This window comes from uncultured Tenacibaculum sp., from assembly GCF_947494125.1.
Classification (GTDB): Bacteria; Bacteroidota; Bacteroidia; order Flavobacteriales; family Flavobacteriaceae; genus Polaribacter.
The window spans coordinates 41,864-56,830 of record NZ_CANLTU010000002.1; the positions used below are offsets into that span (position 1 = coordinate 41,864).

12 protein-coding genes are annotated in these 14,967 nt (G+C 30.3%); 6 read left to right on the forward strand and 6 right to left on the reverse strand.

The window, feature by feature from the left end; translation table 11 throughout:
- Position 1 precedes the first annotated feature (1 nt).
- Genes ilvN through ilvA form a run of 4 tightly spaced genes read left to right on the forward strand, consistent with a single transcriptional unit; the run spans position 2 to position 4,148 of the window.
- Entirely contained in the window at positions 2 to 517 is a 516-nt protein-coding gene (gene ilvN, locus Q0881_RS03655; RefSeq protein ID WP_299157109.1) for an acetolactate synthase small subunit, read from the forward strand.
- Positions 518 to 521: 4 nt separating this feature from the next.
- On the forward strand, positions 522 to 1,349 hold the full coding sequence (locus tag Q0881_RS03660) for a class I SAM-dependent methyltransferase (protein WP_299157110.1): 828 nt from the start codon (positions 522 to 524) through the stop codon (positions 1,347 to 1,349).
- A 26-nt stretch (positions 1,350 to 1,375) separates the two neighbouring features.
- Entirely contained in the window at positions 1,376 to 2,881 is a 1,506-nt protein-coding gene (ilvC, locus tag Q0881_RS03665) for a ketol-acid reductoisomerase (RefSeq protein ID WP_299157111.1), read from the forward strand.
- 4 nt (positions 2,882 to 2,885) lie between these two features.
- The gene (gene ilvA / locus Q0881_RS03670) at positions 2,886 to 4,148 is read left to right on the forward strand and encodes a threonine ammonia-lyase IlvA (RefSeq protein WP_299157112.1); all 1,263 of its coding nucleotides are present in this window, start codon (positions 2,886 to 2,888) and stop codon (positions 4,146 to 4,148) included.
- Here the strand turns inward: ilvA and Q0881_RS03675 are convergent.
- Both Q0881_RS03675 and Q0881_RS03680 read right to left on the reverse strand, forming a co-directional pair.
- Complete coding sequence (locus tag Q0881_RS03675) at positions 4,145 to 5,323, reverse strand: aspartate aminotransferase family protein (protein WP_299157113.1); 1,179 nt, start codon at positions 5,321 to 5,323, stop codon at positions 4,145 to 4,147. The genes ilvA and Q0881_RS03675 overlap by 4 nt on opposite strands.
- Before the next feature lies 1 nt (position 5,324).
- Positions 5,325 to 6,965, reverse strand: coding sequence for an OstA-like protein (locus tag Q0881_RS03680; RefSeq protein ID WP_299157114.1), 1,641 nt, complete (start codon positions 6,963 to 6,965; stop codon positions 5,325 to 5,327).
- 138 nt (positions 6,966 to 7,103) lie between these two features.
- Between Q0881_RS03680 and Q0881_RS03685 the strand changes: the two genes are divergently transcribed.
- Positions 7,104 to 8,540, forward strand: a complete 1,437-nt coding sequence (locus Q0881_RS03685) for an aspartate aminotransferase family protein (RefSeq protein ID WP_299157115.1) — start codon at positions 7,104 to 7,106, stop codon at positions 8,538 to 8,540.
- Positions 8,541 to 8,570: 30 nt separating this feature from the next.
- Here Q0881_RS03685 and Q0881_RS03690 read toward each other — a convergent pair whose 3' ends face one another.
- From Q0881_RS03690 to Q0881_RS03705, 4 genes are all read right to left on the reverse strand, one after another.
- On the reverse strand, positions 8,571 to 9,098 hold the full coding sequence (locus Q0881_RS03690) for a DUF1572 family protein (RefSeq protein ID WP_299157116.1): 528 nt from the start codon (positions 9,096 to 9,098) through the stop codon (positions 8,571 to 8,573).
- A gap of 47 nt (positions 9,099 to 9,145) precedes the next feature.
- Positions 9,146 to 10,417, reverse strand: coding sequence for an adenylosuccinate synthase (locus tag Q0881_RS03695; protein ID WP_299157117.1), 1,272 nt, complete (start codon positions 10,415 to 10,417; stop codon positions 9,146 to 9,148).
- Positions 10,418 to 10,447: 30 nt separating this feature from the next.
- Entirely contained in the window at positions 10,448 to 10,897 is a 450-nt protein-coding gene (locus Q0881_RS03700; protein ID WP_299157118.1) for a transcriptional repressor, read from the reverse strand.
- A gap of 73 nt (positions 10,898 to 10,970) precedes the next feature.
- The gene (locus Q0881_RS03705; RefSeq protein WP_299157119.1) at positions 10,971 to 13,187 is read right to left on the reverse strand and encodes a RelA/SpoT family protein; all 2,217 of its coding nucleotides are present in this window, start codon (positions 13,185 to 13,187) and stop codon (positions 10,971 to 10,973) included.
- Between the two features lie 149 nt (positions 13,188 to 13,336).
- On the opposite strand from Q0881_RS03705, the gene mqo reads away from it, so the two are divergent.
- Complete coding sequence (gene mqo / locus Q0881_RS03710) at positions 13,337 to 14,812, forward strand: malate dehydrogenase (quinone) (RefSeq protein WP_299157120.1); 1,476 nt, start codon at positions 13,337 to 13,339, stop codon at positions 14,810 to 14,812.
- Positions 14,813 to 14,967: the final 155 nt, after the last annotated feature.

Sequence of the window (14,967 nt, forward strand, 5' to 3'; positions counted from 1 at the left end):
TATGGAGAATAAGCAAACATATACAGTTTCGGTTTATACTGAAAATAACGTTGGGTTATTAAATAGAATCTCAGGAATCTTTTTAAGAAGGCATATTAATATTGAAAGCATGAATATTTCTAAATCAGAAATAAAAAGTGTTTCAAGATTTACCTTGTTAGTGAAGGTAACCGAAGAGCAAATTAAAAAAATTATAGGACAAATTGAAAAGCAAGTAGAGGTTATAAAAGCCTATTATCATACAGATAAGGACACTGTTTATCAAGAGTCATGCTTATTTAAATTAAGCTCAGAATCGTTAATAGCAAATGATGATATTCAAACGATAATCAATAATAGTAAATCGAGAGTAATTAATATAAACAAAGATTTTTTTGTTCTTGAAAAATCAGGAGCAAAAGAAGAAATAGAAGAGCTATATCATACACTAGATAAACATGGAATCATGCAATTTGTTCGGTCAGGGCGTATTGCAATAACTAAAGATGAAATGAGAATATCAAAAATGCTAGATTAAAAACTTGAAGAAAAATCTTAAAATACACGAAACAGCTTTTATGACTTCTATGTTTAGAGCCATGAATACAACATTAAGTAATGATTTGTATTCAAAACTTTGGAATAATAGAAAAACAAAAGTGTGGGTAGATGATTACTTAACTGAAGTTTCTGAAGAAGAGGTTAATACTCATTGTGTACGAAATAGATTTTTTTTAGAGAAAATTAAAGAACGATTAACTGAAATAGACATTCTTATAAACTTTGGAGCTGGATTTAGTATGTATCCATTTTTATTAGATGAATCTATAGTTCATATAGAAATAGACAAACCGGCTATTGTTAATTATAAAAAAGCTAAAATTTCCAATTGGATAGAAACGAGTGAATTACCTAGAAGAGACATTCATTTTTTAGGAACGGATTTTAGTAAAGATTATGAGGAAGGTTTGTATGTTCAAATTGATGGAATAAAAAAAGATAAGAAATCTCTCATCTTATTAGAAGGTGTTTTGTTTTTTTTAGATCTGAATCAAGCGAAAGGAATATTTAATTTTTTCGATAAAATTCAAAATAAAGGAGAATATATAGGGAGTGTTTCTTTTAAGCATTCGATAAAAGAGACAAGTGTATTTAAAAGGTTACAGCGTTTTTTAAACGATAGGATTTTAAAAACATCAAAAGATGATTACTTAGCAATTGATACTGATTTTTATATAGAAAAATCAAAATATACTATTAGAGAACATAAAGATTACTTTATGTATTCTAAAGAATTAAACAATAAAATAAACTTAAACGCAACAGATATTTTAAACGAAAACTTTTATCTGTTACAAAAAACAATATAAAAGCGTAAAGCTAAAAACAACGAATTATGGCAACAAATTATTTTAATACATTATCATTAGCAGGAAAATTAGAGCAACTTGCAAAATGTAGATTTATGGAAGCTTCAGAGTTTTCAGAAGGAGTTAAAGCATTGGAAGGAAAAAAAGTAGTAATTATTGGTTGTGGAGCTCAAGGTTTAAATCAAGGTTTAAACATGAGAGATTCCGGCTTGGATGTATCATATGCATTAAGATTGGCAGCTATTGAAGAAAAGAGAGCCTCTTATAGAAATGCTACAGAAAACAATTTTAATGTTGGTACGTTTGAAGAGTTAATACCTAGTGCAGATTTGGTATTAAATTTAACACCAGATAAGCAGCATACACGAGTTGTTAAAACAGTAATGCCTTTGATGAAAAAAGGAGCAACCTTATCGTATTCTCATGGATTTAATATTGTTGAAGAAGGTATGAAAATCCGCGAAGACTTAACTGTAATTATGGTAGCGCCAAAATGCCCTGGAACAGAAGTAAGAGAAGAATATAAAAGAGGTTTTGGAGTGCCTACATTGATTGCAGTGCATCCAGAAAATGATCCAGAAAATAAAGGATGGGCACAAGCAAAAGCCTATGCTGTAGCAACCGGAGGAGACAAAGCTGGTGTATTAGAATCTTCTTTTGTAGCTGAAGTAAAATCAGATTTAATGGGGGAACAAACTATTTTATGTGGTGTTTTACAAACTGCATCAATTTTATCTTTTGATAAGATGTTAGCAGAAGGAATTGAGCCAACGTATGCTTCTAAACTAATTCAGTATGGTTGGGAAACAATTACTGAAGCATTAAAGCATGGAGGAATTACGAATATGATGGATCGTTTATCTAACCCAGCAAAAATAAAAGCATTTGAGCTTTCAGAAGAATTGAAAACAATACTTAAACCATTATTTGTTAAACATATGGATGATATTATGTCAGGTCATTTTTCAAAAACAATGATGGAAGATTGGGCAAATGACGATGTAAATTTATTATCGTGGAGAGCAGCTACAGGTGAAACTGCTTTTGAAAAAACTGAGGCAACTGAAGTAGAAGTAAGCGAACAAGAATATTTTGATCATGGTATATTAATGGTTGCTTTTGTTAAAGTAGGAGTAGAATTAGCGTTTGATACTATGGTAGCTTCAGGTATAAAAGAAGAGTCGGCATATTATGAATCTTTACATGAATTACCATTAATAGCAAATACGGTAGCTAGAAAGAAGTTATACGAAATGAACCGTATTATTTCTGATACAGCTGAGTATGGATGTTATTTATTTGATCATGCAGCAAAACCATTATTAGTTGATTTTATGAAAACAGTTGATACTTCAATCATAGGGAAATCATATACAGACTCTAATGAAGTTGATAACTTAGAGCTAATTCGAATAAATGAATCAATACAAAGTCATCCAATTGAAAAAATAGGAAAAACCTTAAGAACGTCAATGACAGCTATGAAAGTAATAAGTCAAGAAGAAGAAAAAGAAGCAGTAGTTTTTCATTAAAAGTATGCAGGTAGAAACAAAATACAGACCAACTATAAAAGCAGTGGAGGAAGCAGTAGCTACATTACAAGGTGTAGCTACTGAAACACCGTTATTAAAAAACTTTATTTATTCAGAAAAGTTTGCATCTGCTATTTATTTAAAACGAGAAGATTTACAACAAGTACGATCGTATAAGATAAGAGGAGCTTATAATAAAATAAGCTCAATATCTGAAGAAGAACGTCGCAATGGAATTATTTGCGCCAGTGCTGGAAATCATGCGCAAGGGGTTGCTTTTGCATGCAAAAAACTAAAAATTCACGGTACAATAGTAATGCCGTCTCCAACACCAAAACAAAAAGTAGAGCAAGTTAAAATGTTTGGTGGGGATTATGTAGATATTGAATTAACAGGAGATACTTTTGATGATGCTTATAAATCAGCAAAGCATGTATGTGATACTTTAGGTAAAACATTTGTCCACCCTTTTGATGATGAAAAAATTATAGAAGGTCAAGCAACAGTTGGGTTAGAAATTATTAAGCAGTTAGAGACTCCTATAGATTATGTATTTGTTCCTGTAGGAGGAGGAGGATTGGCTTCTGGACTGTCGAGTATATTTAAATTGTTATCACCAACCACAAAAATAATAGGAGTAGAACCAGGAGGGGCACCATCTATGAAAACATCTATTTCAGAAAATAGAAATGTAAGACTAGATAAAATAGATAAATTTATTGACGGTGCAGCCGTACAACAAGTAGGGAACTTAACATTAGATATTTGTAAAGAAAATTTACATGATATGATAACTGTTCCTGAAGGGAAAGTGTGTCAAACAATTCTAGATTTATATAATAAAGAAGCAATTGTTGTAGAACCAGCTGGGGCTTTGACAATTTCTGCATTAGATTTTTATGCTGAGGAAATTAAAGGTAAAAATGTAGTTTGTGTTATTAGTGGAAGTAATAATGATATAACAAGAACTGCTGAAATAAAAGAAAGAGCTTTATTATATAATAAGTTAAAACATTATTTTATTATTCAATTTCCACAAAGGGCAGGAGCACTAAAAGAATTTGTAATAGATGTTTTAGGGAAAAGCGATGATATTACCTATTTTGAATATTCTAAAAAAACAAGTAGAGAAAACGGTCCAGCTGTAGTTGGAATAGAATTAGAAAAGCAATCAGATTTATCTCCATTAATTAGGCGAATGAAAGAGCGCAATTTTTATGGAGAGTATTTAAATGATAAACCTAATTTATTTGAATTCTTGGTTTAAGTATTGTTAAGCTCATTTAAAATAATATCACATCCTTCATTAATTTCCTCATCAGAAATAGTTAATGGGGGGGTGATTCTTATTGCATTACCTTCAAAAAGTAGCCAAAAAAGAATAACTCCTTTTTCTAAACAGTTTAAAATAATTTTTGAAGCTATTTCAGGAGAGTCAACAAATAAGGCTAACATTAAACCTTTCCCTCGAATCTCTTTAATAGCTGGATGATTTTTAAATTTATCTCGTATTAATTTTTCTTTTCTCAGCGTCTCTTCAATTAGATTCGTTGAAGTAATTTCTTCTACAGTAGCTAGTCCAGCACTTGCAATAACAGGATGTCCGCCGAAAGTAGTAATGTGTCCTAATTTAGGGTTTTCTTTTAGGCTATTCATTATTTCAACAGAAGAAATAAAAGCGCCTATTGGCATTCCTCCACCAAGACCTTTTCCTGCAATAATTATATCGGGAGTAACATTGTAATTTTCAAATCCCCAAAATTTACCTGTACGTCCAATACCAGTTTGAATTTCGTCTAAGATTAACAAAGCACCAACTTCTTCACAACGTTGTTTAACCTTAGTTAAATAATTGTTTTTAGGTTCAATAAAACCAGCACCTCCTTGAATGGTTTCTAAAATAACACCAGCAGTATTTTTAGTAATTTTATTTAAATCTAATTCGTTGTTAAATTTTATGAATTTAATACCAGGAATTAAAGGGCGAAAAGCACTGTTTTGTTGCTCTGCGCCACAAACACTCATAGCACCTTGCGTGTTTCCGTGATAGGCATTTTTAGCAGCAATAATCTCACTTCTTCCAGTAAATCTTTTTGCTAATTTAAGAGCACCTTCTGTAGCTTCAGTTCCAGAGTTAACAAGGTAAACAGAAGATAGCTTTTTAGGTAATGTATTAACTAAAGCTTTACATAACTCTAGTTGAGGTTTTTGTATAAACTCTCCGTATACCATTACATGCGTATAAGAATCTAATTGATTTTTAATTGCTTGTGTAACTTTTGGATGATTGTGCCCTAAACTATTAGCAGAAACACCAGCAACAAAATCTAACATTTTTTTACCATTGTTATTATAAATATAACTTCCACTCGCATGAGAAATCTCAATAGCTAATGGATGTGGTGTAGTTTGTCCTTGGTATTTTAAAAAATCGTTTTTCAATTTAATTTCGCGATTTGAAATTTTTTAATCCTGTTTTTTTCTTGACTCTTTTACTACTTTCTTTTAAAAAATTAACTTTAGCCTTTTTTACAGCAGTGTCATTTTTTGTGTTTTTTGGAAGTGTAGTTTTTTTATTTTTTATAAAAATATCTTCAACAGTTTTGGGTTGCTCATCAGCGCGCCAAATAAATCCTTTAAATTTTTTTTCTTCGGAAGGGAATTCAGAAGGAGGAAATGTTTTTCCTTCGGATTTTTTAAAATATTTTGTTTGAATTATTTCATTTTTTTCTAAGGTAAATTCTATATCACTAGCAATTTCTTTAGTAATAGTCTCTAGTTTTTGGGAGTCTTCGTTTCTATTGTAGTATAAAGATTCTGCATTACCTTTTACAAGCATTGTTCTTAAATCATTGTCTTTAAACTTACCGTATATGTTTCTACCTTTTATTTGATTAAAATCTTCTATTGATAAAGAATCTTTTTGAACCATAAAAGCATTTTGTAGTACTTTTAAGGAGTCGAGTTTCTCAGTTTTTTTATTAGTGAGTATTTGAATGCTATCGCCAGTAATTTGATTTTTCCCTGACCATAAAATAGGATTCACAAACATTCTAGTTAATCCAGTTGTTTGACTTGTATGAATAGAATCACACTTCCCTTGTAAATCGGATTTAAATATTTTTACATTTTTAAAAACGCGAACAATTCTATTTTCAGGTTTACCTGTTAATAAGATTTTATCACCAGCCACATACATAGAATCTTTATCAACGACAGTTATGGCTACAGGTTTATCAATAATAAAAAGAGAATCCTTTTTTTCATATAATTCAGCATAATTACCTTTGGTAACCATGTTTTGAAGTGTATCTATAACTTTTATCCTATTGGTTGCAGAAGCAAAACCTCGACGTTTATCATAATATAAACTATCAGCTAAAACTGTTCGTTCTTTTAAAAAGAGTTTCGCATTTTTCACAAAATAAGAAATGTCAGTATTTGTGTCATAAAACCCTCTTTCTGAATAAATTTTTGTGCTATCTTTTAAATTGGTAACTGTACTTGGACCATATAAATAGGCTAAGTTAGAATTAGTATAATAATCTAAATGATCAGATTCTAAATTATTTTCTGGGTTTACAACTGTTACTTTCGATTTTGCTGTAAATTTTTTGTCTTTTAAGAAATAGGTACCTCTAATACTTTTTAATGTATTTTTTTTATCACGAATCGTTCCTCCGTTTGGATAAAATAAGATTTGTTCTTTTCTGTCAAAATAAAGTGTATCTGTACTTAACTTCATTTCTTTATCATTAATCTCTACGTGTCCCCAAGATTTTGCTTTTTTAGTATTTCCATTGTACAAAGCAAAATCGCTATATTGAATAATACTATCACCTTGTTCAATAACTACATCGCCAACAGCTTTGAATATGTTTTCTTTTTTATATAGTAAAGCAAATTTAGATTCTAAAGTAGCTCCTTCATGTTCCATTTTTACATTACCGATTAGTACAGTCGCTCCAGGGTATTTATCTTCATCGGAAATACTTTGCTCTGTAGAAAGAATTTTAATTCTTTTTGCTTGAGAATAACTTCCTATAGAGAATAATAAAAAAGTTAAAAGAAATAGTTTTTTCAAAATAACAAAATTTAGAGAACAAAAATAGCGAAAAGAACGTGCTATATTTCTTAATAAACCAATAAAATTATTAAGTAAAAAGAGGTAGTGCCGTTTTTTAAATAGCTAATTTTGTAAAAACAATAAAAAAATATTTTTATGAGCGCCCATTTTGATTTATCTCTAGAAGAAATGAAATCTTATGGATATAAAATAGTTGACCTAATTGCGGAGCATTGGGACACTTTAAATGACAAAAAACCTGTTACTTCAGCAACTCGTGAAGAAATGGATAACCTGTTTTTACAGGAAGCACCAGAAGAAGGAATGGATGCTAAAGAGGTTTTAGATTTCGTAATGAAAAATGTAATACCTAATAGTACAGTTATTTCACATCCTAAATCGTATTCCTTTGTTCCTGGACCTAGTAATTTTATTAGTACAATGGCTGATAGTTTAGCAACTGGGTTTAATATTTTTTCAGGAGGTTGGGTAGCATCTCCAGCGGCAGCTGAGTTAGAAATTGTAACTATGAATTGGTTGTTGAAAATGTTTAATTTCCCTGTGAAAAAGGGTGGTGGTATTTTTACTAGCGGTGGTTCTATGGCTAATTTGACAGCTTTAGTTACTGCACGTAGAATTAAATGTGGAGATGATTTTTCGAAAGCTGTAATTTATTTGTCAGACCAAGCACATTCATCTAATATTAAAGCAATTCGTGTTTTAGGATTTAAAAAAGAACAGATACGAGTTTTACCTACGGATATTGAATTTAGAATTAGCATTAATAAGCTAAAAAATGCGATTGCTAAAGATAGATTAGAAGGATTACAACCTTTTTGCTTTATAGCATCTGCAGGAACTACGAATACGGGAACTGTTGATCCTCTAGATGAGATTGCAGATATTTGTGAAGAAGAAAAGCTATGGTTTCATATTGATGGAGCTTATGGAGGAGCTGCTATTTTATCTAAGAAAGGAGCGAAAGCTTTACGAGGAATTGAAAGAGCAGATTCTTTAACTGTTGACCCACATAAATGGTTTTATCAGCCTTATGAGATTGGATGTTTACTTGTAAAAGATGCTTCTTGGTTAAGTAATACTTTTAGCGAAAAACCTGAATATTTACGAGATATTGAAGGGAACGAATCAGAGATAAATTTTTACGATTATGGAGTTCAATTAACTCGTAGGTTTAGAGCTTTAAAGTTTTATATGTCTATAAAAACATATGGATTAGATACTTTTAAAGAAGCCGTAACCTATAATATTCAATTGGCAGATGATGTAGAAAAGCTTTTACGTAAGAGTCGTAAATGGGAAATTATTTCACCAGCAACTTTGGCTGTTATTAATTTTAGATACAATCCTATAGGTTTAAATTTGTCTGAACCTGAAGTAGATGAATTGAATCAGAAGATTTCTAAAAAAGTAATGGAATCTAAAGAAGCATTGTTAGTAACCACTATTTTAAATAAACAAGTGGTATTGAGAATGTGCTTAATAAACCCGAAAACCACGATGGATGATGTTAAAGAAACATTACTATTGTGTAATAAGTTTGGACAAGAAATTTTAAGTGAAAATAAAAAGTAATAAAAAGGAGTTCTGAAGAGAGCTCCTTTTTTATGAATTTTTTTCAAATTCTTGTTTCATAAACTCTTCTGATTTTCCTTTGGCTATTGAAGCAGTTTGCCATTTGGTGTTTAAAATCATTTTTCCTACATAAGCTATTTGCCCTATATGATAAGGGTAATGTGCTATTTGTCTTGTAATACTTTCAATTAATTTATGTTGCTTGTTTCTTATATAAATTGGCTGATTGAAATTTGTTTGATTTAAGCTACTTAAGGCCGTAAAAAGACAATCCCAACCATTTTCCCATTTATCTAATAATTCTTGTTGAGATAAATTTTGAGATTCAAATTCTTGATCTCTATTTCTCGATTTTTTTTCACCATCAGAAGTGAAAAAATCGGTCCATCGAGAAAGCATGTTTTCAGACATATGAATAATAATAGAAGCAATGCTATTACTTTCATCATTAAATTTCCAATGTAAATCTTTTTCTTTTAACTGATTTAATGTTTTGTCAGCTACTTCTTTATAAGATTTAAACTGTTTTGTTATATTATTTAAATATTCTTCTATCATTTTGCAATAAATAAAAAAGGAGCTCTTTTAAGAACTCCTTTTAATTATTATCTATTAATTGTTTGTTTTCTATCAGGTCCTACAGATACAATTTTTACAGGAACTCCCGTTTCTTTTTCAATAAAAGAAACATAGTCTAGTAAATTTTTTGGTAACTGATCTGCTGAAGTCATTTTAGTTAAATCATCTTCCCATCCTTTAAACTCAGTATAATTTACTGATATATTTTCAGGCTCAATATTATATGGTAAATGGCTTATTTCTTCACCTTTATAATTATATGATGTACATACTTTTAAAGTATCAAATCCAGAAAGAACATCACCTTTCATCATCATTAGTTGAGTAACACCATTAACATCAACAGCATATTTTAATGCTACTAAATCTAACCAACCACAACGACGAGGACGACCTGTTGTTGCTCCAAACTCATGGCCTACTTTAGCCATTTCTGCTCCATCTGCGTCAAATAATTCAGTTGGAAAAGGACCAGAACCAACACGTGTTGTATAGGCTTTGAAAATTCCGAATACATCTCCAATTCTATTTGGAGCTATACCTAAACCAGTACAAGCACCAGCAGCAGTTGTATTAGAAGAAGTTACAAAAGGGTACGTTCCAAAATCAATATCTAATAAAGAACCTTGTGCTCCTTCTGCTAAAATTGTTTTCCCTTCTTTTATAGCTGTATTTAAAAATTCTTCAGAATCTATAAATTGAAGTGTTCTTAATTTTTCAATACCTAAATCGAATTCAGCTTCTAATTCATCTAAGTCGTAATCTATTTGAACATTAAAGTAATCAAGCATACTGATATGCTTTTTGGTTAATGCTCTATATTTATCTTTCCAGTTGTCTAATTCTAAATCTCCAACACGCATTCCGTTTCTACCAGTTTTGTCCATATAAGTAGGGCCAATTCCTTTTAATGTAGAACCAATTTTTGCTTTTCCTTTTGAAGTTTCAGAAGCAGCATCTAATAACCTATGTGTTGGTAAAATTAAATGAGCTTTTCTAGAAATTAATAATTTAGAGGTATAATCAATATTATGAACATCTAAGTTTTCTAATTCTTTTTTAAAGATAACAGGATCAATTACGACTCCATTACCAACTACATTTAAAGCTGTTTTATGAAAAATTCCTGAAGGGATTGTATGTAAAACATGTTTGTTTCCATCAAAAATTAAAGTGTGACCTGCGTTCGGTCCTCCTTGAAAACGAGCAATAATATCGTAGTTTTTTGTAAGAACGTCTACTATCTTACCTTTTCCCTCGTCTCCCCATTGTAGTCCGAGTAATAAATCTACTGCCATTTAGTGTGTTGTTAAGTGTGTTTGTTGTTGTTATTTTGTGTTCTTTTTTGTTCCGTAGAAATAAAGTGAATGATTGTGAATATCAATATCAAAAACTTCTTCGATTGTTTTTTTGATAATTTGAATTCTTGGATCGCAAAACTCTTTTACTTCACCAGTATCAGTAAGTATAACATGATCGTGGTTTTTATCAAAGTAACTTTTTTCATAGCGAGCCATTGATTGTCCATCAAATTGATGCTTACGTACCAATCCACAGTCTAATAATAAATCCATAGTATTGTATAGTGTTGCTCTACTCACACGATAGTTTTTATTTTTCATTTTGATATATAAAGATTCAATATCAAAATGCTCTTCAGCTTCATATATTTCTTGTAAAATCGCATAACGCTCTGGTGTTTTGCGATGTTTATTATCTTCTAGAAAAGAAGTGAAAACTTTTTTTACAATTTCTTGATTTTCTGCTGAATTACTCATTTAGTTTAAAATTTACGAAAGGACAAATTTACAGTTATTTATTGATAAAAAAACAAGGATATTAAAATGATATTTACAAAGTATTAACACGTTCTACTTTTTGTACACCATCTACTTTTTTCATGTTATCTATTAGCTTACTTAATTGGGATTTATTTTTTACACTTAATGATAATTTCCCTTCAAAAACACCATGATCACCAGATATATTAATTGTGTGGATAAATACATCCATACTATTAGAGATTATTCGTGTAATATTATTTACAATTCCTTTATTATCAATACCTGATAAATGTAAAATAGCTGTAAATTCTTGCTTGGTAGAATCAATCCATTTTGCAGGCATAATTCTGTATGCATAATTTGATTGTAAAGAAATAGCATTCGGACAATCATTTTTATGAATTTTAATACCTTCATTAATGGTAACAAAACCAAAAACTTTATCGCCAGGAATAGGGGAGCAACACTTTGCTAAAGTATAATCTAAAGTTTGTTCTTCTTTCCCAAAAACTAAAGCATCAAATTTATTAGTGACTTCTTCTTTTTCAGAAATATTTTTAGAAGGATTACGGCGAAAAGTATTTTTAATGAAGCCCATAATAAGTCCACTTCTTTGCGCTACAAATTCTTTCAATTGTGTATTATCAATAGCCCCATTACCAACTCTAAAAAATAAATCGAAACTAGTTTTTAGCCCAAAATAACCTGCAAGTTCGTGAATAATTCTTTCACTAGAACCAATTTTTAAATGACGTAATTTCCTAAGAAGAATGGCTTTTCCTTCTTCAGCTATTTTCTTTTCTTCTGCTTTTAAAGCAGATTTTATCTTAGTACGTGCTCTGGCTGTTAATACAAAATCTAACCAGCGTACATTGGGTTTGTTGTTACTAGCAGTAAGTACTTCAACTTGATCACCACTTTTAAGTTCATAACTTAAAGGAACTAATTTTCCGTTTACTTTTGCTCCTCTACATTTTAAACCAACATCTGTGTGTACAGAAAAAGCAAAATCTAATGCTGAAGCTCCTTTTGGGAGCGATTTTAAATCTCCTTTGGGTGTAAAGACATATATTTCTTTTGCATATAGATTCAGTTTAAAATCTTCAACAAAATCTACAGCATCTAAGCTTTGGTTTTCTAGCGTTTCTTTTAAACGATTTAACCATCCTTCTAGACCATTTTCTTGGACAGAACCTTGTTTGTATTTAAAGTGAGCTGCATATCCTTTTTCAGCAATTTCGTCCATTCTTTCAGAACGAACTTGTACTTCAACCCATTTTGCTTCAGGTCCTATAACAGTAATATGCAAAGCTTCGTATCCCGTTGATTTTGGTTGTGAAATCCAATCTCTTAGACGAGCAGGGTTAGGTTTAAAAAAATCTGTAACGATAGAGTATATTTTCCAAGCATCAAATTTTTCATCTCCTGAAGTAGGTTCATAAATAATTCGAATAGCAAACTTATCATAAACTTCATCAAACGTTACATTTTGTTTTCGCATTTTTCTTCTAATAGAAAAAATCGATTTAAAACGTCCTTTAATTTCATACCTAAAACCTTCTTGATCTAATGCTTCTTTTAGAATACCGGTAAAAGTATCTATATATTTTTGTTGCTCTTCTTTACTATCTTTTATTTTATTTAAAATGTCCTTATAAACATCAGGTTCGGTATATTTTAAACCTAAATCTTCTAATTCGGTTTTAATATTATATAATCCTAAGCGATGTGCTAAAGGTGCATAGATATATAAAGTTTCAGAAGCTATTTTTACTTGTTTATGCGCTGGCATTGCATCCATCGTTTGCATATTATGCAAACGATCTGCAATTTTTATTAAAATAACTCGTACATCATCATGTAATGTAAGCAACATTTTTCTGAAATTCTCAGCCTGTATAGAGTAATCTTGCTCTTTTTTTAGATTAGATATTTTAGTAAGTCCACTTACTATTCGAGCAATGTTTTCACCAAACAAACGCTCCATATCATTAATAGTATAGTGTGTATCTTCAACAACATCATGAAGTAATGCAGCAGCAATAGAAGTTGCACCTAGTCCAATTTCGTCTGCTACAATTTTAGCAACGGCAATAGGATGAAAAATATAAGGCTCTCCTGTTTTTCTACGTTGCTCAGAATGTGCTTCAACTGCAATATCAAAAGCTTTACGTATTAGTTTTTTATCCTCATCAGATAAGGTTTGATAAGTTCCTTTTAATAAGTTTTTATATCTGTTTGCTATTTCTTTGTTTTCTTCTTCTATCGTTGCATTATAATCCATACACTTAAAACTCTTTTGTTAGATATGTTTCAAAATAAAAGTAGTATAAAGAATTATACTGAGCAAGTTTTCATAAGAAATGTTTAAAGCGAATTATTGAATGATTAAAACTTACTATTTTTACGTTAAACCTTAAAAAGTGATATTCAATGAGTTTTGATAAAGAATACGATTTAATTTGTGTTGGAGGAGGTATTATGAGTGCTAATTTAGCTCTATTAGGAAAACTATTAAATCCTAAAATGAAGATTTTAATATTAGAGCGATTAGATGGAGTAGCAAAAGAAAGTTCGGCAGGGTGGAATAATGCAGGCACTGGACATTCTGCATTATGTGAGTTAAATTATTGCCCAGAAAATGAATATAAAAGCATTTCTATTGATAAAGCTATTCAAATTTGTAAGCAATTTGAAATATCTAAACAATTCTGGTCTTATTTAGTAAATGAAAATTTAATAGATAAACCAAATGAATTTGTTTCTCCTGTAAAACATCATAGTTGGGTAACTGGGAAAGATAATAGTGATTACCTTGAAAAAAGATTTGAAGCTTTTAAAAAACATTTTATGTTCGATTCTATTGAGTTTACAAGAGATATAGAAAAAATGAAAGAGTGGTTTCCTCTAATTATGAGAGAAAGGACAGAAGAAGATGTTATGGCAGCTTCTAGAATTGATAGAGGGACAGAGGTTAATTATGGTGTGTTGACTGAAAAACTTTTTTCAATTTTAGAAAATGAATTTGATACTCCTGTTTATTGTAACATGGAAGTACAAGATGTAGATCCCGATACAGATTTAGATTGGACGGTTAAGGTTAAGGATACTTTGAATAATAAAATTCATGAATTAGAAGCAAAGCATGTATTTGTTGGAGCTGGAGGAGGAAGTTTATTGTTATTACAAAAAATAGAAATTGAAGAGAAAGATGGATATGGAGGTTTTCCTGTTAGTGGAGAATGGTTGGTTTGTAATAATAATGAAATTATAAATCAGCATAATGCAAAAGTATATAGCAAAGCAGGAATTGGAGATCCACCAATGTCTACACCACATTTAGATACTCGTTTCATTGATGGAAAGAAACAATTAATGTTTGGACCGTTTGCAGGTTTCAGTCCTAAATTTTTAAAAGAAGGTTCGAATTTAGATTTATTAAAATCTATTCAGCTTGATAATATTTCACCAATGTTAGGAGCTTTTTGGCATAATCTACCATTAACAAAGTATTTAGTAGAGCAAGTAATGATGTCACATAAAGATAGAATGGAAGCTCTGCGTAAATTTGTTAAAGATGCTAAAGATGAAGATTGGGAATTGAAAGTTGCAGGACAGCGAGTACAAATTATAAAAAAAGATGAATATAAAGGAGGTAAACTACAATTTGGTACAGAAGTAATTAGTAGTAAAGATGGGAGTGTTACATGTTTATTAGGAGCATCTCCCGGAGCTTCTACTGCAACAGCTATTATGTTAGAGGTACTTGAAAAAGCTTTTCCCGAATTATTAGACTCAAAAGAAGGAAAGAAAATTTTAAAAGAAATAATTCCTTTTTATAAAACCGAATTAACTAGTGAACTGTTTAGGAAGGAATTAAAAAACAGTAAAAAAGCATTAAAACTATGAATAACAAGTGTTTTTCCTACATGTTTTATTACTTTAAAGGTATATCTTTGTTGTATAGTTCAGAGGTATAAGACTTTTTTTGTACATAAGGTCCTCCCTGAATATCATTCAATTGTGATATATGAATCTCCGATTTTATTTAAAATTGGAGATTC

What these genes read in the sequence shown, in the direction of transcription:
- ilvN (WP_299157109.1), top strand. Translation starts at nt 2, where the DNA reads ATGGAGAATAAGCAAACATATACAGTTTCGGTTTATACTGAAAATAAC.
- Q0881_RS03685 (WP_299157115.1), top strand. Translation starts at nt 7,104, where the DNA reads ATGAGCGCCCATTTTGATTTATCTCTAGAAGAAATGAAATCTTATGGA.
- Q0881_RS03705 (WP_299157119.1), bottom strand. Translation starts at nt 13,187, where the DNA reads ATGGATTATAATGCAACGATAGAAGAAGAAAACAAAGAAATAGCAAAC.
- Q0881_RS03700 (WP_299157118.1), bottom strand. Translation starts at nt 10,897, where the DNA reads ATGAGTAATTCAGCAGAAAATCAAGAAATTGTAAAAAAAGTTTTCACT.
- ilvC (WP_299157111.1), top strand. Translation starts at nt 1,376, where the DNA reads ATGGCAACAAATTATTTTAATACATTATCATTAGCAGGAAAATTAGAG.
- mqo (WP_299157120.1), top strand. Translation starts at nt 13,337, where the DNA reads ATGAGTTTTGATAAAGAATACGATTTAATTTGTGTTGGAGGAGGTATT.
- ilvA (WP_299157112.1), top strand. Translation starts at nt 2,886, where the DNA reads ATGCAGGTAGAAACAAAATACAGACCAACTATAAAAGCAGTGGAGGAA.
- Q0881_RS03695 (WP_299157117.1), bottom strand. Translation starts at nt 10,417, where the DNA reads ATGGCAGTAGATTTATTACTCGGACTACAATGGGGAGACGAGGGAAAA.
- Q0881_RS03690 (WP_299157116.1), bottom strand. Translation starts at nt 9,098, where the DNA reads ATGATAGAAGAATATTTAAATAATATAACAAAACAGTTTAAATCTTAT.